This window comes from Shewanella sp. JNE2, assembly GCF_023159115.1.
GTDB lineage: Bacteria > Pseudomonadota > Gammaproteobacteria > Enterobacterales > Shewanellaceae > Shewanella > Shewanella putrefaciens.
Genome location: NZ_CP096169.1, coordinates 1,447,676 through 1,465,349 on the forward strand (window position 1 = coordinate 1,447,676; position 17,674 = coordinate 1,465,349).

The 17,674-nt window shown below is 44.3% G+C and carries 13 protein-coding genes; 11 read left to right on the forward strand and 2 right to left on the reverse strand.

Annotation, left to right across the window (positions count from 1 at the left end; all coding sequences use genetic code 11):
- The first annotated feature begins 14 nt into the window (after positions 1-14).
- From rseP to tilS, 10 genes are all read left to right on the forward strand, one after another.
- On the forward strand, positions 15-1,385 hold the full coding sequence (gene rseP / locus MZ182_RS06480; RefSeq protein WP_011790021.1) for a sigma E protease regulator RseP: 1,371 nt from the start codon (positions 15-17) through the stop codon (positions 1,383-1,385).
- Positions 1,386-1,416: 31 nt separating this feature from the next.
- A complete protein-coding gene (gene bamA / locus MZ182_RS06485; RefSeq protein WP_011790020.1) occupies positions 1,417-3,897 on the forward strand; it encodes an outer membrane protein assembly factor BamA in 2,481 nt (826 codons plus the stop codon).
- 64 nt (positions 3,898-3,961) lie between these two features.
- Positions 3,962-4,459 (forward strand): OmpH family outer membrane protein, encoded by a 498-nt coding sequence (locus tag MZ182_RS06490; protein WP_011790019.1) that lies wholly within the window; start codon positions 3,962-3,964, stop codon positions 4,457-4,459.
- A gap of 3 nt (positions 4,460-4,462) precedes the next feature.
- On the forward strand, positions 4,463-5,488 hold the full coding sequence (gene lpxD / locus MZ182_RS06495) for a UDP-3-O-(3-hydroxymyristoyl)glucosamine N-acyltransferase (protein WP_248065678.1): 1,026 nt from the start codon (positions 4,463-4,465) through the stop codon (positions 5,486-5,488).
- 29 nt (positions 5,489-5,517) lie between these two features.
- Positions 5,518-5,982 carry a 3-hydroxyacyl-ACP dehydratase FabZ gene (gene fabZ / locus MZ182_RS06500; protein ID WP_011790017.1) on the forward strand — a complete coding sequence of 155 codons (465 nt, stop codon included), beginning with the start codon at positions 5,518-5,520 and terminating at the stop codon, positions 5,980-5,982.
- On the forward strand, positions 5,979-6,749 hold the full coding sequence (gene lpxA, locus MZ182_RS06505) for an acyl-ACP--UDP-N-acetylglucosamine O-acyltransferase (RefSeq protein WP_248065679.1): 771 nt from the start codon (positions 5,979-5,981) through the stop codon (positions 6,747-6,749). The genes fabZ and lpxA overlap by 4 nt, the downstream gene beginning before the upstream one ends.
- 122 nt (positions 6,750-6,871) lie before the next feature.
- Positions 6,872-8,026, forward strand: a complete 1,155-nt coding sequence (gene lpxB, locus MZ182_RS06510; RefSeq protein ID WP_011790015.1) for a lipid-A-disaccharide synthase — start codon at positions 6,872-6,874, stop codon at positions 8,024-8,026.
- A gap of 2 nt (positions 8,027-8,028) precedes the next feature.
- Positions 8,029-8,658 (forward strand): ribonuclease HII, encoded by a 630-nt coding sequence (gene rnhB / locus MZ182_RS06515; protein WP_248065680.1) that lies wholly within the window; start codon positions 8,029-8,031, stop codon positions 8,656-8,658.
- A gap of 117 nt (positions 8,659-8,775) precedes the next feature.
- Positions 8,776-12,249 carry a DNA polymerase III subunit alpha gene (dnaE, locus tag MZ182_RS06520; protein ID WP_248065681.1) on the forward strand — a complete coding sequence of 1,158 codons (3,474 nt, stop codon included), beginning with the start codon at positions 8,776-8,778 and terminating at the stop codon, positions 12,247-12,249.
- Between the two features lie 59 nt (positions 12,250-12,308).
- On the forward strand, positions 12,309-13,706 hold the full coding sequence (gene tilS, locus MZ182_RS06525; RefSeq protein ID WP_248065682.1) for a tRNA lysidine(34) synthetase TilS: 1,398 nt from the start codon (positions 12,309-12,311) through the stop codon (positions 13,704-13,706).
- Positions 13,707-13,768: 62 nt separating this feature from the next.
- Here the strand turns inward: tilS and MZ182_RS06530 are convergent, their stop codons facing one another.
- Together MZ182_RS06530 and MZ182_RS06535 are read right to left on the reverse strand one after the other, a co-directional pair.
- Entirely contained in the window at positions 13,769-14,644 is an 876-nt protein-coding gene (locus tag MZ182_RS06530) for a GGDEF domain-containing protein (RefSeq protein WP_248065706.1), read from the reverse strand.
- 356 nt (positions 14,645-15,000) lie between these two features.
- Complete coding sequence (locus MZ182_RS06535; protein ID WP_011790010.1) at positions 15,001-15,210, reverse strand: cold-shock protein; 210 nt, start codon at positions 15,208-15,210, stop codon at positions 15,001-15,003.
- Between the two features lie 531 nt (positions 15,211-15,741).
- Here MZ182_RS06535 and MZ182_RS06540 point away from each other — a divergent pair.
- Positions 15,742-17,565, forward strand: a complete 1,824-nt coding sequence (locus MZ182_RS06540) for a DUF885 domain-containing protein (protein ID WP_248065683.1) — start codon at positions 15,742-15,744, stop codon at positions 17,563-17,565.
- The last annotated feature ends 109 nt before the right edge of the window (positions 17,566-17,674 follow it).

The following is a 17,674-nucleotide window of genomic DNA, read 5'->3' on the forward strand; positions in this document are numbered from 1 at the left end:
ACGTAAGGAGTGGGATGTTAGATTTTTTATGGAACTTAGGTTCTTTTATCGTGGCGTTGGGGTTGTTAATTACCGCCCACGAATACGGTCATTTCTATGTCGCGCGTCGCTGCGGCGTTAAAGTCGAGCGTTTCTCTATTGGTTTTGGCAAGGCCATTTGGCGCCGTATGGGTAAAGATGGCACTGAATATGTGGTCGCCATGATCCCCCTCGGTGGTTACGTCAAAATGCTCGATGAGCGTGTCGAAGATGTGCCTGACGAGCTAAAACATCAGGCGTTTAATCGTAAAACGGTATGGCAACGTATTGCGATTGTTGCCGCAGGCCCGATAGCCAACTTTATTTTTGCTATTATCGCATTGTATTTTATGTACTTGATTGGTGTGCCATCACTTAAACCGGTGATCACTTCTACGATTCCAGGAACTGCTGCTGCGCAAATTCAAGTCACTGAACCTATGCAAGTGACGGCAATATCAGGTCAGCGTGTGCGCAATTGGGAAGAGGTGAATCTTGCACTTGTTGGTCATATTGGTGATCCCAGTTTGAGTGTTTCCCTTGCGCCGTTAAATAGTTTGCAGGGGTTTGAGTCAAATGCCAGAACCTATACGTTAGATACACGCCAATGGCGCTTTGATCCTGAAAAGGAATCACCGATAACCACCTTAGGGTTAGGAATTTATCGTCCAGAGATTGAACCTAAGGTTGCCTTAATCAGTGAAGGAAGTGCTGCAGCAAATAGTGAGTTAAAGGTTGGCGATACGCTCGTTGCTATCAATGATGAACCTTATACCGATTGGCAGGCTTTTGTTGACATTATTCAACATTCTGCCAATGTGCCTGTGAGTATAATGGTGCGTCGCGATGGCGAACAGTTTGTGGTTACTGTGACGCCGACAAGTACAAAAAATGCTGAAGGTAAAGAGATTGGGGTACTAGGTGTCAGCCCCGCACAGGCACAATGGCCTGAGAATATGCGTTTACAACTAGAATATGGGCCAATCGATTCTTTTGCTATTGCTGCAGATAAAACATGGCAACTTGTTGCAGTCAGCTTTAAGATGATTGGCAAATTATTTACCGGCGATGTGTCGGTGAAAAACCTGAGTGGACCCATCTCGATAGCACAGGGTGCGGGCAGTAGTGCAAACTATGGCCTGGTCTATTTTCTCGGGTTCCTCGCGCTCATCAGCGTCAATTTAGGCATCATTAACTTGCTGCCTTTACCTGTGCTCGATGGGGGACACCTGCTGTATTACTTTATTGAAGTAATAACTGGTAAACCTGTGCCTGAAAAGGTGCAGGAAATAGGATTCAGATTTGGGGCAGCAATACTGCTGATGTTGATGAGCATTGCGCTTTTCAATGATTTTGCCCGACTCTGAGCAAGGACAGACTAATAATTAGAAGTGCTCTATGAGATTGAATAAACTTTTTGCCTCGATGTTATTCGTCGGTGCGTCGTTTTCAGGGACTGTGTTGGCGGATACTTTCCAACCCTTTGAAGTGACCGACATCCAAGTTGAAGGTTTGCAGCGAGTCGCACTTGGTGCTGCCTTGTTAAGCTTACCAGTAAAAGTAGGTGACACTGTTGATCAGTTAAGAATTCAACAAGCCATTAAAAGCCTGTATGCATCGACTAACTTTGAAAATGTCTCAGTCAGTCGTGACGGCGGTGTCTTGGTGGTGAAAGTCACCGAACGCCCAACCATCAGTGCTGTGACATTTGAAGGCAACAAAGACATTAAAGACGAACAGTTACAGGAAAGTCTGGACGGTTCTGGTGTTAAAGTCGGTGAGTCGCTCGATCGCACTATGCTGACAGGCATTGAAAAAGGTTTGCAGGATTTCTACTACGGCGTAGGTAAATACGGCGCCAAAGTTGAAGCTCAGGTGATCAACTTACCCCGAAACCGCGTTGAACTAAAATTTAAATTTACCGAAGGGTTAGCGGCTGAAATTCGCCAAATTAACGTGGTTGGTAATAAAGAGTTCACCGATGCTGAGTTGATTGGCATGTTGGAACTGAAAGATTATGTGGCTTGGTGGGATTTATTTGGTGAGCGCCGCTACCAGAAGCAAAAGCTTCAAGCCGATCTCGAGACTATCAAAACCTATTATCACAATAAGGGTTATATCCGCTTTGAAGTCACTTCGACTCAAGTGGCGATGACACCTGACCGCAAAGGTTTATATATCACCATCAACGTTAATGAAGGTGAGAAATATAAAGTAAAAGACATCAATTTAACCGGCGATTTAATGGGTCGTGAAGAATTGATGCGATCTATTTTACCGATTAAAGCGGGTGATATGTACAACGGCGGTGATGTGACCTTTACCGAAGAAATGTACAGTAAATATTTAGGTCGTTTTGGTTACGCTTATCCTGAAGTAAAAACTTATCCAGAAATTGATGATAAAACGAAAGAAGTGACGTTAAACATCAATGTTAAACCAGGCAAACGGGTTTATGTTCGTGCGATTAACTTTACGGGTAATACTGTTACTAAAGATGAAGTGATGCGCCGTGAACTGCGTCAGATGGAAGGTGCGTGGTTAAACTCGGCACAAGTTGAGCAATCAAAAGCGCGTCTTAACCGTTTAGGCTATTTTGAAACTGTTGATACTGAAACTATTCAAGTTCCTGGCACCGATGATTTAGTTGATATCGCTGTAAAAGTGAAAGAACAGCCATCAGGTTCATTTAATGCAGGTGTGGGTTACGGTACTGAATCAGGTTTAAGCTTGCAGTTTGGCGTGCAGCAAAACAACTTCTTAGGTTCGGGAAATCAAGCTGGCATTAGTATGAGTACCAACAAATACTCGAAAAATGTCAACTTATCTTATACCGACCCCTACTGGACGAAAGATGGCGTGAGCTTAGGTGGAAGCATTTATTGGAGTGAATTTGATGCCAATGAAGCTAACTTAGAGCGCTATAAAAACAGTTCGTACGGTGTGGCGCTTAACTCAGGCTTCCCAATTAACGAATACAACCGTATTAATGGTGGTATTGGTTATCGTCATAACACGATTTCTGAAATTTCAGCCTATGAGCAAGCACTGCGTTTCTATAATATTTATCGAAACGATGATCCTAATGCCGACTTAAGTTTTGATAACTTTGAGCTGAGTTTAGGTTGGTCACGCAGTACCTTAAACCGTGGCACTTTCCCAACGGATGGTTCATCACAACGTCTAAACGGTAAGATGACGGTTCCGGGTTCAAACCTGCAATACTTTAAAACTGATTTTGATACCAACTATTACTTCCCTGTTACCCGCAGTCATAACTTTGTGGTCTTAGCTCGTGGCCGTTTAGGTTATGGTAACGGTTACGGTGAGTACAATAATAATGAGCAAATTCTACCTTTCTGGGAAAACTATTATTCCGGCGGTAGCACCTCATTACGTGGCTTTAAGTCAAACTCGGTTGGTCCTCGTTCATTCTATCTCTACCGTGGTAGTGAGCCTTGTGCACCTGATCCATCAGGTGATGGTTGTAGTTTACCGGGCGATCCTAACAGTATTCAGGTGAGTTCAGGTCGTTCAATCGGTGGTAATGCGATTGCAACAGCAAGTATGGAATTTATTGTACCCACACCGTTCTTAGATGAGGCCTATTCAAATTCGGTGCGTACAAGTTTCTTCCTCGATGCCGGTAACGTATGGGATACAGAGTTTGATTTTGATGCTTACCAAACACTTCCTGCTGAGGAATTTGCTAAATTGCAGGATTATAGCGATCCATCTCGTATCCGCGCCTCTTGGGGGGTGAGCCTACAATGGTTATCACCAATGGGACCTATGGTATTTAGCTTAGCGTGGCCACTTAAGGAATACGAAGGCGATCAAACAGAGATCTTTTCGTTCAATATTGGCAAAACTTTTTAAAAGGCATACACTCGGCAGGTTTTGCTGAAAATAACAAGGCTACAAGGAGTCTACTTTGAATAAGATGGTAAATCGCGCCCTGATGACATTGGTTTTATTAGGTGCGCCATTAATGGCACATGCTGAGAAAATAGCCGTTGTGGATATGGGCGAAGTGTTTGAACAGCTGCCACAACGCGAACAGATCTCTCAAGCGCTTAAAGCTGAGTTTGGTGATCGCATGGCCGATGTACAAAAGATGCAAGAAGAAATGCGTTCTCTGATGGAGAAGCAGCAACGTGATGGCGCGTTAATGAATGACACGCAAAAAACGGAGCTGGTTCGTAAAATGGAATCGCTAAAATCTGAATATCAGTTAAAAGGCAAAGCACTCGATGAGGATTTACGTCGTCGTCAAGGTGAAGAGCAAAATAAACTGTTAGTTAAAGTGCAAAAAGCCATTAATACAATCGCTGAAAAAGACCAATATGACTTGGTATTACAACGCGGTGCCGTCATTTATGTTAAGCCAAACGCTGACATCAGTGGCAAAGTGGTTGAAGCCTTGAGTAAAGGCAAGTAATCAATGAAGAGTGTGACTTTAAAAGAGCTCAGTTTGCTGTTAGACGGTGTTATTCAAGGGGACGATACGTTGGTGATTAACAGCGTAGCAACCTTAGAAAATGCGAAATCAGGCCAACTCTCTTTTTTAGCCAACAGTAAATACCGCTCTCAGCTTGAGGCAACTCAAGCGAGTGCGGTGTTATTGTCCGCTAAAGAGGCGCAGGAGTATCAAGGCACTGCGTTAATTGTAAAAGACCCTTATGTGGCTTTTGCCCGTACAGCCCAATTTTTAGATACTACGCCTCAAGCGGCCGTCGGTATTCATCCTTCAGCGCAAATTGATCCTTCAGCTCGTTTAGGCGAAGGGGTGGCTATTGGTGCCAATGCGGTGATCGGGGCTAATGTTATCCTCGGCGAGAATGCGCAGGTCGGTGCAGGCACTGTGATTGGCCAAGATGTGATTATTGGTTCTAACACTCGTCTGTGGGCGAATGTGACTATCTACCATGATGTGCATTTAGGTCAACATTGTATTATCCATTCTGGCGCGGTATTGGGATCAGATGGTTTTGGTTATGCTAATGAGCGTGGTCAGTGGGTTAAGATCCCACAAACCGGTGGTGTACGTATCGGCGATCGGGTTGAGATTGGTGCGAGTACAACGGTAGATCGCGGCGCTTTAGGCCATACCGAGATCCATAACGGCGTAATTATCGATAATCAAGTGCAGGTTGCCCATAACGATATCATAGGTGAGAATACTGCCATTGCGGGAAGTACCACTATTGCTGGCAGTGTGACTATTGGTAAGTATTGTATTATTGGTGGTAATTGTGCCATCGCGGGTCACCTATCGATTACTGATGGTGTACATGTATCGGGCTCAACCAATATTACTGGAAATATGCGTGAACCGGGTTTGTATTCCTCTGCGACTGTTGCAATGGAAAATAAGGTTTGGCGTAAAAATACAGTTCGCTTCCGTCAATTGGATGAGTTGTTCCTGCGCGTTAAAACGCTGGAAAAGAATTTAAAAACCCCAGATTAATTGCCAAGGCAATTTGAGGAACTAGGTTCGTGTCTAATCAAATGAACACTATGGATATTACAGAGATACTCAAGTATCTGCCCCATAGATATCCATTCCTATTAATTGATCGTGTGCTTGACTACACCCCTGGTGAAAGTCTACATGCGATTAAAAATGTGTCTATTAATGAGCCTTTTTTTCAGGGACATTTCCCTATACAGCCAGTCATGCCTGGCGTGCTTATTTTAGAAGCGATGGCCCAAGCTACGGGTTTGCTTGCATTTAAAACAATGAGCAATGATGTGCCTCCTCCTGGAGTGCTTTATTATTTTGCTGGTATCGATAATGCGCGTTTTAGACGTGTGGTTGTGCCAGGTGACCAAATCCATTTTGAAGTCAAAATGATTAAAGAGCGCCGCGGGATTGGCGTCTTCTATGGTGAGGCCAGAGTGGATGGTGAAGTGGCTTGTTCCGCTGAAATCATGTGTGCCCGCAGAGAGATTAACCAGTGATAGATACATTAGCGTTTGTGCATCCCGATGCAAAGATTGGTAAGAACGTCACCATAGGTCCATGGAGTTATATTGGTGCGGGTGTCGAAATCGGTGACGATTGTTGGTTAAGTTCCCATGTGGTGGTAAAAGGCCCAAGTATTGTCGGTAAGGGTAACCGCATTTTTCAATTCGCCTCCGTGGGTGAAGAGTGTCAAGATAAAAAATACGCAGGTGAACCGACACGCCTTATCATTGGTGATAACAATGTGATCCGTGAGCATGTCACAATTCATCGCGGAACAGTTCAAGATAACAGTGAAACTCGCATTGGGTCGAATAATCTGTTTATGAACTACGTGCATATCGCCCATGACTGTGTGGTGGGCGATAACGTGATTTTAGCTAATAATGCTTCTATTGCGGGTCACGTGCATGTGGGGGACTGGGCTATTTTAGGCGGCATGACGGGTGTGCATCAATTTGTACATATCGGCGCCCATGCCTTTACTGCAGGATGTTCCTTATTATTGCAGGATGTGCCCCCCTTTGTGATGGCGGCGGGGCAGCCCGCGATTCCCCGCGGGTTAAATACTGAAGGTATGAAGCGTCGTGGTTTTTCTAAAGAAAGCCAATTGGCGGTGCGCCGTGCTTACAAGACCTTATACCGCAGTAGCTTAACTATCGACGAGGCGGTTGAGGCCTTAGCTGAAGATGCACAAAACGATGCACAGGTGAAGTTACTTGTTGAATTTGTAAAATCATCGGGTCGCGGCATTATTCGTTAAGAGTTGTTATAACTCTCACGCTATGCCATTCATAGGCACTGCTTGTTAAATTCTGCTCTTGAAAATGTCATGGCAGACATTTTTCACTGCAGTGCCATAAACTTGTTAGATATGATTGGTTTATGAGCAAAAAATCTCAATTAGTGTTTGCAATGGTCGCCGGAGAACTCTCCGGCGATATTTTAGGTGCAGGGTTAATGGCTGCACTGCAAAAATCACATCCCGATGCGCGCTTTGTCGGTATCGGTGGTCCTCGTATGGAGGCACTGGGTTTTGAATCTCTATTCGCGATGGAAGAATTAGCGGTGATGGGGATTGTCGAAGTGTTATCCCGCTTGCCTCGACTATTAAAAGTACGCGCTTCTTTGATTAAAGACATCACTGCCCTAAAGCCTGATTGTTTTATTGGCATTGATGCACCGGACTTTAATATAGGCCTCGAACTTAAACTCAAAGCGCGTGGTATTAAAACGGTCCATTATGTCAGTCCATCGGTGTGGGCGTGGCGGCCAAAGCGTATTTTTAAAATTGCTAAGGCCACCCATATGGTGCTGTCTTTATTGCCCTTTGAGAAAGCTTTCTACGATAAACATCAAGTACCTTGTACCTTTGTCGGTCACACTTTGGCCGACGATATTCCGCTGCGAAGCGATAAAGCGGCGGCGCGCCAGTTACTCGAACTTGATGCCGATGCCGAATATTTAGCGATTCTCCCCGGTTCTCGTGGTGGTGAACTCAAGCAATTAGCGGAGCCTTTTGTTAAAGCGGCTTTACTGATTAAAGAAAATTTCCCCGATATTCGTTTTGTCACACCGTTGGTCAACCAGAAGCGTCGTGATCAATTTGAGCAAGCGTTGAAAGATCATGCGCCGGATTTAGAAATCCACATGGTTGAAGGGAAATCAAGGGAAGTGATGACCGCCGCTGATGGTATTTTATTAGCTTCTGGTACCGCAACGTTAGAGGCAATGTTGGTTAAGCGCCCGATGGTTGTCGCTTACCGTGTCAGTCCGCTCACATATCGCATTGCTAAGAGCATGATGCAAGTTAATCGTTTCTCTTTGCCTAATTTACTGGCGGGAAAAGATGTAGTACCTGAGCTCATTCAAGATGATTGTACGCCAGAGAAAATTGCCGCAGCGGTAACGGTTGAACTCAACCGCGATTTTGCGCCGCTGAATGCTGAATTTGAGCGGCTCCACCAGATGCTCCGTTGTGATGCGAGCCAAAAGGCCGCAGACGCTGTGATGCGACTTGTGGAGACTAAGGAAGGTTAATTATGGCGGTCTTTAAAGTGCTAACTTCGGCCGATATTGTGGCTTTTTCGACAGGACTGATTGCTGGGGTTGATGAAGTGGGCCGTGGCCCCTTGGTCGGCGATGTTGTGACTGCGGCCGTGATCCTCGACCCAAATCAGCCCATCAGTGGACTCAATGATTCGAAAAAACTCAGTGAGAAGCGCCGCGAAGCCCTGTTTGAGGAGATTTGTGAAAAAGCCCAGTGTTATCACATCGGCCGTGCAAGTCCTGCTGAAATCGATGAACTTAATATTTTGCATGCCACTATGCTTGCCATGCAGCGCGCCGTTGCTGGGCTTAATCTCGCGCCTAAACTCGTGTTAGTGGATGGTAATCGCAGCCCAGTTTTTAGCCATAATAGTCAGTCAATTGTCAGTCATAGCATCATTAAAGGAGATGGTCTTATCGCCAGTATCAGTGCAGCGTCGATTATTGCCAAAGTGACCCGAGATCGTGAGATGGACGCGCTTGATGCCGCTTATCCGCAATATGGTTTTGCTAAGCATAAGGGCTACCCGACTAAGGCACATTTCGAGGCCATCGCTGAACATGGTGTATTCGACCAATACCGTAAAAGTTTTAAACCCGTCAAGGCATTACTCGAGGGCTAATGCGTATTTTTACGCCATAGCCCCAGTTATCCAGCAAAGTCACTGGCCCTAGGTGCGTGACTTTGCTAGTCTGCTTTTTAGTTATTGTTAACCTGCAATTCAAAGATAATCCTAATTATGTCCGATCCTCGTTTTGTGCATCTTCGTGTCCACAGTGACTTTTCTATGTCCGATGGCGTAGCCAAAGTTAAACCTATTCTTGCCCAAGTTGAGGCGTTAGGTATGGCTGCGGTCGCCTTGACGGATCAAAACAACTTCTGTGGATTAGTAAAGTTTTACAGTGGCTGCCATGGTGCGGGGATTAAGCCCATTATTGGTGCCGATTTTTGGATGCAAGTGCCTGGGTTTGAAGGTGAATTCTGTGCGTTAACCATTATCGCAATGAACAACGTGGGTTATCAAAATCTCACTCAAATTATCAGCCAAGCCTATTTGCGGGGGCAGGTGGCGGGTCGAGTGGTGATCGATCAAGAGTGGTTACTGACCTATAACGAAGGCATATTATTGCTTTCTGGCGCTAAGGAAGGTGATATTGGTAAGGCGTTACTTAAGGGGAATAATACCCAAGTTGAATCCCTTTGTGAGTTTTATCAAACCCATTTCGCTGAACGCTACTTTTTAGAGCTAATCCGCACGGGTCGACCCGATGAAGAGCGTTATTTGCATATGGCCGTTGCGTTGGCGCAGGAAAAAGGCTTCCCGGTTGTGGCCACCAATCAGGTCGTGTTTTTAAAACCCGAAGATTTCGACGCCCACGAAATTCGCGTGGCTATCCATGATGGCTTTACTCTTGCGGATCCCCGCCGTCCTAAAAAGTACAGTGAGCAGCAATACTTACGTAGTGAAGAGGAAATGTGCGAGCTATTTGCTGACATTCCTGCCGCACTTTCTAATACGGTTGAAATCGCTAAACGCTGTAATGTGACAATTCGTTTATACGAGTATTTTCTGCCTAACTTCCCTACGGGCGATATGTCCATCGAAGACTTTTTGGTGGATTGTTCGAAGAAGGGTCTCGAGGAGCGCCTCGCGTTTTTATTTCCCGATCCACAGGTTCGTGCCGAGCGCCGCGGCGAATACGATGAGCGCCTAGATATCGAATTGCAAGTGATCAACCAAATGGGTTTCCCCGGTTACTTCTTGATCGTGATGGAGTTTATCCAATGGGGTAAGGATAATGGGATTCCTGTAGGGCCGGGCCGTGGGTCGGGCGCAGGTTCGCTTGTTGCCTATGCTCTTAAAATTACTGACTTAGATCCGCTTGAATTTGACTTACTGTTCGAACGATTCCTCAACCCCGAGCGGGTTTCTATGCCCGACTTTGACGTCGACTTCTGTATGGATAGACGGGACGAGGTGATAGACCATGTGGCCGAGTTATACGGCCGTGAAGCGGTGTCGCAAATCATCACCTTCGGTACTATGGCCGCAAAAGCGGTTATCCGCGACGTTGGCCGCGTGCTAGGTCATCCCTATGGTTTTGTTGACCGTATTTCAAAACTTATTCCCCCTGAGCCAGGGATGACACTGGCTAAAGCCTTTGAGGTCGAACCTGCGCTGCAGGAGTCCTACGACGCCGATGAAGATGTTAAAGATCTTATCGACATGTGTCGTAAACTTGAGGGCGTGACTCGTAACGCGGGTAAGCATGCGGGTGGGGTGGTAATTGCACCCACTAAAATTACCGATTTTGCACCACTTTATTGTGATGCTGAGGGTAAAAACCCAGTAACACAATTCGATAAAAACGATGTGGAAACCGCAGGCCTTGTGAAGTTTGACTTCTTGGGGCTACGGACACTCACGATTGTCGATTGGGCGCTGGAGATGATCAACAAAGTGGAGGTCAAAAATGGCCGCCCTCCTGTACGTATCGAGGCAATTCCTTTAGACGATCCTGCCTCGTTTCGATTATTACAGCGTTATGAAACCACCGCTGTTTTTCAGCTTGAATCCCGCGGTATGAAGGATTTGATTAAGCGACTTCAACCCGATTGCTTCGAGGATATGATCGCGCTTGTCGCCCTGTTCCGTCCTGGGCCTTTGCAATCGGGCATGGTGGATAACTTTATCGAGCGTAAGCATGGCCGCGAGGAAGTGTCTTACCCAGATTCCCAATACCAGCACGAATCCTTAAAGGAATTACTCTCACCTACCTATGGCATTATCTTGTATCAAGAGCAGGTCATGCAGATAGCGCAGGTGCTTTCTGGCTACACTCTAGGCGGCGCCGATATGCTTCGCCGTGCCATGGGTAAGAAAAAACCTGAAGAGATGGCTAAACAGCGTAGCATCTTTAAAGAGGGTGCGATTAAAAATGGCGTCGACGGTGAGTTGTCGATGAAAATCTTCGACTTAGTGGAAAAGTTCGCCGGTTATGGTTTTAACAAATCCCACTCCGCCGCTTATGCCTTGGTTTCCTATCAAACCTTGTGGTTGAAAACCCATTATCCTTCACAGTTTATGGCGGCGGTGATGTCCGCGGATATGGATAACACCGACAAGATAGTGACACTGGTTGATGAGTGCGAACGCATGGGGCTCACTCTGATCCCGCCCGATGTGAACAAAGGGCTATTTAAATTTACTGTCGATGATGATCTGCGAATTGTTTATGGTATCGGTGCCATTAAAGGTGTGGGTGAGGGCCCTGTTGAGTCGATTTTAGAGGCGCGTAAAGATGGCCCCTTTGTTGATTTATTCGATTTCTGTGCCCGTATCGACCTGAAAAAACTCAATAAACGTGTGATTGAAAAGCTTATCTGCGCGGGTGCCTTAGATTCCCTCGGACCGCATCGCGCTTCGATGATGGCGACCTTACCCGAAGCGATGCGCGCCGCCGATCAACATGCCAAAGCGCAGGCAATTGGTCAGCACGATATGTTTGGCCTACTTAATAGTGAGCCGGAAGATAGCAAACAACAGTTTGTGGAATGTACCCCATGGCCAGATAAAATTTGGCTTGAGGGAGAGCGTGAAACTTTAGGGTTATATTTAACTGGTCACCCTATTAATCAATATCTTAAAGAACTTAAGTACTATACTTCAGGGCGCTTAAAAGATGTGCATCCTACTGAACGTGGTAAAACGGTAAAGGCCGCAGGTTTAGTTGTCGCGACTAGGGTGATGCTGACCAAACGCGGTTCAAAGATGGGATTGTTGACACTCGATGACAAGAGTGCGCGCCTCGAGGTGATGTTATTTACCGAAGCCTTTGAGAAATTTAATCACTTGCTCGAGAAAGATAGGATCCTTATCTGCGAAGGTGAAGTAAGTTTTGATGATTTTGCTGGTGGTAATCGGATGACTGCTCGCAATATTATTGATATTGGTGAGGCGCGTAGCCATTTTGCTAAGGCGCTTGAAGTCGACCTTGATGCCGAGAAGTTAACTCCTGCGGTTTTAGACAGTATTGAACAAGCCATGAGCCCTTGGCGAAGTGGTGCTGTGCCAGTACTCATTAATTACAGTCAAACTCTGGCTAAAGGACAATTTAGACTTGCTGATAGTTGGCGAGTTAACCCTTCTGATGAATTAGTCTTCGCCCTTGAAAGTTTACTTGGCCCAAATAAAGTTAGGATCGTGTTTTGACGTATAATCATTTTTTGGTTTAATGCTTAGATTTATTCAATATTATCAAAGGATAATGGATGTCAGTCCCCGATCTCTGTACCCATGTCAGTGTTTTTTTAGACTCACTTAAATTGAAAGCGGGTAGAAAGTTAGTGCTGGCTTACAGTGGTGGTGTTGATTCAGAAGTCCTTGCCTATTGCCTTAGCAAGTATGCTAAACAGCATGGGGAGCTTCAATATCAACTTGTTTATGTGCACCATGGTTTGAGTCAACATGCCGATGCTTGGGCACAGCATTGCATTACACGGGGACAACATTATGGTCTACCCACGATAATTGAGCATGTTCAAGTGAAGCTGGGTCCAAGGATGAGTATTGAGGCTGAAGCTCGCAGGATGCGTTATCAGGCAATTGAGCAGCATGTAGGTTCAGATGATCTGCTGCTTACCGCGCACCATGAGGACGATCAACTCGAGACGATTCTACTCGCCCTTAAACGTGGTCAAGGCCCAAAAGGATTAGCGGCGATGGGACAGATCCAACCGTTAATGCAGGGCATTCAAGTGCGACCTTTATTGGATGTGAGCCGTGAGCATATTGAGGCTTATGCGAGTGCTAATGGATTGGTGCATATCGAAGATGAAAGTAATCAGGATGACAAGTATGATCGTAATTTTTTACGTTTAGACATTATTCCTCGCCTTAAGGCTCGTTGGTCAAGTATTGCCACAACTGCGAGTCGCAGTGCTTTCCTATGCGCTGAGCAACAAACTGTCATTGATACAGAGGTCAGCCTCCGTTTACCCACTTGGCTCACACAAGCAAAATTTACCCAACAGACGGTATTTAACCTCAATGGATTTGACTCTTTGACACCAAGCTGGCAAGCGCTATTACTGCGTGGATTTATCGAGTCGCAGGGGTTTGCATTACCCTCTTTTGTGCAACTTAATCAAATTATTCATCAGTTACTTAATGCAAAAGATGATGCTAAAGTGCTTATTCGTGTGGGCGATTGTGCGTTGCGCCGTTTTGCCAATCAACTTTATCTTGAGCATTATTCCAAGCATGTAAAATCATCAACTGAATATGCCAAGAAATGTATTGATATTTCCGAAAGCAGCCTAAGCATGCTCATCAATGGTGATATTGAAACCTTAGTCATCCCAGATCCCCAAGGTAGAAATATTCAATTTGGATTAAGTCAACAAGGACCAAGACTCAAGCTTCCGCCATTGAATACTGTGGTGAGTGTACGTTATCAATTACCAGGGCAGCTTCGTTGCCATCCCCACAATCGCAGTAAAGGACGTGAACTTAAAAAGCTTTGGCAGGAATACGCAGTGCCGCCATGGTTACGAGGGCAGGTGGGGTTTGTATTTTATGGCGAGCAGATGGTCATGGCACTCGATCTTTGGATTGAAAAGGCATTTTGTGTAGAGGATGAGGCTGTTGGGTTGCTGCAGCACCAATGAGGTTAATTATGGTGATTTGGCATCCCTGCATTTGCTCCCTAAATTGATTAAGATAACTATTTTTAGCCTAGTTTATAACCATTGCGACCTGATGCCTTAGCTTGATATAAGGCTTTATCGGCTAATTCATACAACTGTTCAGCCTCTAGAATATCGTTAGACTCTGCTGCACCTAAACTACAACTTACCCCAAACTGATTAAAACAATGGTGCTGATTTGTGCCTGTGACTATTCGTTCGCATAATAAACTTGCAGCTTGGATAGTTCCTTGAACGATAACCACAAACTCATCACCACCAATGCGAAATGCCTGATCCGTATTACGGATCGTGTTGCGAATAACGTCACCAAATTCTTTAAGAATATAGTCACCGCATTTATGGCCAAATTTATCGTTGAGTTGTTTGAAGTTATCTAAATCCAACACAACTAAAGATATTACGCCTTGTTTACGATGGACCCTAGCAATGGCCTTTTTAAGGCTTTGGTTGTAGTAATGACGATTACCTAAGCCTGTAAGCGAGTCAAACATCGCCTGCGTTGACATTTCTTGGTACAAGATGGCATTGGCTAGCGGTTGTTGTAATAAGGGCTCTAATTCTTGTAAAAGTGCCGATTGTGACGGTGTCAGTGGCGTGAGTAATTGATATTGGATGTTGAGCGAAACACCATTGCAAATCAATTGATGTTTTAAACTGATACCGTAACGTTTACCCCAAGTTAATTTATGCACATTGCTGAGTAGACGTACTCCTTGAATAGGCAAGTATTGTTCCAGCATTTTGCCATAGCAGGCAAAGACTGTCCGAGGATCTAAACTGGCATGTAGCTGTTGGAGCACTTGAACTATATCCAACGGTGGTGCATTTGGACTGTATATATCTGCTTGGTAGCCGTATTCCTCAGGGTACAACACTGTTGCTAAACCAAAGTCCATCATTATTACTCCAGCAAACTGAATTGCGGTACGACATTTTTATTATTTAAAGCAAATTTTATACCGTAATTTTTGTTGAGTGATTTATCATTTTATATCAGTTGGTTAAGTTGTAAGTTCGAGATTATATTTTTTATATGCCAGCAATTTGACAGTCGTCGACTCTGGTCTGTGTTTGCTGAGGAGTGGATATAAGGAGAAGGGATTTTGTGTCATATTGTGGATATTGTGGAAACGGAATGATTAGGTCTATTCGCTAATATTTTTATAAAATACCAATAAAAATGCCGACGCAATGTCGGCATTTTCTGCAATTTGTTATCTGATTAATCTATCCCTTGCGAGATAGGAATTAATTACAGAACAACAACGTTCGCAGCTTGAGGACCTTTTTGGCCTTGTTCGATATCAAAAGAAACCTTTTGACCTTCACCAAGGGTTTTAAAGCCTTCTGAAACGATTGCGCGGAAATGAACGAATGCGTCAGCGCCACCATTGTCAGGAGAAATAAAACCGAAACCTTTTTCTTCGTTAAACCATTTAACTACACCAGTAGTTTTAGACATGAATGTCTCCAAAATTTTCAAACAAAATAATTCGCAATTATGCGGGAACTTAGCCAGAAATAGAATTATTTACATTGATGATAAGTTATGAGTGGAAAGCTTCATGACAGCAAACGAGTTACAGGGTGCAGCGAAGGTTTTCAAATACATAATATTGCTTATAAATAGGTCTGAATCACAGGCCGGAGTGCAGATTAACATACTCTGACCTTTTGTATAGCTTTATTTTTAGTTTATGCCATTTCCCTGTGCGTACTTTTAAAGCTCATTGGGAGTGAAACATGATTTAACTCAAATTATTCATATAGATAATTGATATTTCAATGAGTTTTGATTCGGAAAATTATTTATACATATGGATGAGGTGTATTGGCTTCGGCTTATAGTTGCTATTTGTTTTAGTTGCTATTTGCTTGCAATGATTCGTTACGTTATTAAATTGTTGCTCAATTGTGTCGGTGTTATTCTGGTCCAGCCTATAAGGCTCTCGGTTTTCCACACTTTAAATTAATGATAAATGGAGCGTTAAGATTGAAAACAGTATTGAAACGAATCGGACTCGGTAGCTTAATTTTAGTATTACTGTTAGTGGGATTGGCTGCGCATGAATGGTATGCCAAGAAGCCCTTTTTCTTTCGCGCTTTTTTAGACCGTAGTGTTGTAAAAATGGCCTTTGAAAGTCCTGAAACCTTAACTTCGTTAGGCTTTTTAGAATCTTTTGGGGTGACAGGGCATAATGCGTTATTGGATGATGGTAGCCCTGAAGCATTGGATAAAGTTTTTACTAAGGTACGTGAACTTAGGGAAACACTGCTGAGTTACCAAGATGATGATTTAGATGATAATCAACGTATTTCTAAGGATATTGCCCTGTATCTTGCTGATTTTGCGTTAGCGTCAGAGCCATATCGTTACCATAACTATCCATTAAATCAGTTATTTGGTGTGCAGAATGGCTACCCTAGTTTTATGCAGGCACAGCACCAAGTTAATTCGGTGGGAGATGGTGAAAATTATTTATCTCGTTTACAACAAGTCAAAACAAAGTTTAGCCAGACACTCGAAGGTTTAAAAATCCGTGAAAACAAAGGTATTGTCCCACCTAAGTTTGTGATTGAACGGGTATTGACTGAAATGAATGCCTTTGTCCGTGCCCCTGTATCAGAGAATATTCTTTATAGCTCCTTTAAAACCAAATTGGCCGAAACAGATATTGCTGCGGGTGAGCAAGAGCGTTTACTCGCTGGGGCCGAAACCAATATTAAAGAATTTGTGTATCCTGCCTATCAGTTATTTATTGATTATTTTACTCAATTACAAACCAAAGCGGGCACCAACGATGGTTATTGGGCGTTGCCAGATGGTGATGTAGCCTACGAACAGCTTTTGAAGTTTTTTACTACGACCAATTACAGCGCCGATGAGATCCATGCCAAAGGATTAGCGGAGGTGAGTCGTATTCAGAGCGAAATTATGACCATATTGGCCGATGAAGGTTACGATGTGGAGCAAGGATTCTCGGTTGCTATTGAGGCGCTTGCCGCTGATCCTAAATTTTATTATGAAGATAGCGATGCGGGACGAGCGCAAATTTTAGTGGATTATCAAAGTATTCTTGATGAGATCAACGCAGGATTAGATGGTGCATTCCGTATTCGTCCAGAGGCGGGAATGGAGGTTGTGCGTATTCCTGAATTTAAAGAGAAAACGGCACCGGGAGCTTACTATCAGCAACCTGCAATTGATGGTAGTCGCCCAGGGCGTTTCTACGCCAATCTCTATGATATTAAGGCAACACCCAAATATGGAATGCGTACGTTGGCATATCACGAAGGTATTCCAGGGCATCATTTCCAAATTGCGGTGGCAATGGAGTTAGAAGGTGTGCCACTTATCCGTAAAATGGCGCCTTTTACGGCCTATATCGAGGGTTGGGCGTTATATAGTGAGCGTTTAGCTTGGGAATTGGGCTTCCAGAAAGATCCCTTTGATAATATTGGTCGTTTGCAGGCAGAACTCTTTAGGGCCGTGCGTTTAGTCGTGGATACAGGTATTCACCACAGCCGATGGACACGTGAGCAAGCCATTGACTATATGAAGAAAAATACGGGTATGTCCGACCGTGATGTGACCGCTGAAATTGAGCGTTATATTGTCATGCCGGGTCAAGCGACGGCTTACAAAGTCGGGATGATGAAAATACTTGAGTTAAGGGAAAAGGCTAAGTTGGCGTTAGGTGATAAATTCGATTTACGAGATTTCCATGATGTAGTGCTTAAAAATGGCGCTGTGCCTTTAGATATTCTGGATAAACTGGTGAATCGATACATTGCGGAGATACAAAGTAAGAAGTAGAAGGTAATAGTTTGTTATTTAAAGTCTTTATATCTTTGGTTATTTCATGAAACACCTGCAAAGTGGTTTTTTTGTACCGCTTGCAGGTATGATGTGATTTGCGTAAAGC

Coding starts and splice junctions, on each gene's coding strand:
- lpxD (WP_248065678.1), top strand. CDS start 4,463: ATGAAGAGTGTGACTTTAAAAGAGCTCAGTTTGCTGTTAGACGGTGTT.
- tilS (WP_248065682.1), top strand. CDS start 12,309: ATGTCAGTCCCCGATCTCTGTACCCATGTCAGTGTTTTTTTAGACTCA.
- bamA (WP_011790020.1), top strand. CDS start 1,417: ATGAGATTGAATAAACTTTTTGCCTCGATGTTATTCGTCGGTGCGTCG.
- rnhB (WP_248065680.1), top strand. CDS start 8,029: ATGGCGGTCTTTAAAGTGCTAACTTCGGCCGATATTGTGGCTTTTTCG.
- MZ182_RS06535 (WP_011790010.1), bottom strand. CDS start 15,210: ATGTCTAAAACTACTGGTGTAGTTAAATGGTTTAACGAAGAAAAAGGT.
- MZ182_RS06530 (WP_248065706.1), bottom strand. CDS start 14,644: ATGGACTTTGGTTTAGCAACAGTGTTGTACCCTGAGGAATACGGCTAC.
- rseP (WP_011790021.1), top strand. CDS start 15: ATGTTAGATTTTTTATGGAACTTAGGTTCTTTTATCGTGGCGTTGGGG.
- lpxB (WP_011790015.1), top strand. CDS start 6,872: ATGAGCAAAAAATCTCAATTAGTGTTTGCAATGGTCGCCGGAGAACTC.
- MZ182_RS06490 (WP_011790019.1), top strand. CDS start 3,962: ATGGTAAATCGCGCCCTGATGACATTGGTTTTATTAGGTGCGCCATTA.
- dnaE (WP_248065681.1), top strand. CDS start 8,776: ATGTCCGATCCTCGTTTTGTGCATCTTCGTGTCCACAGTGACTTTTCT.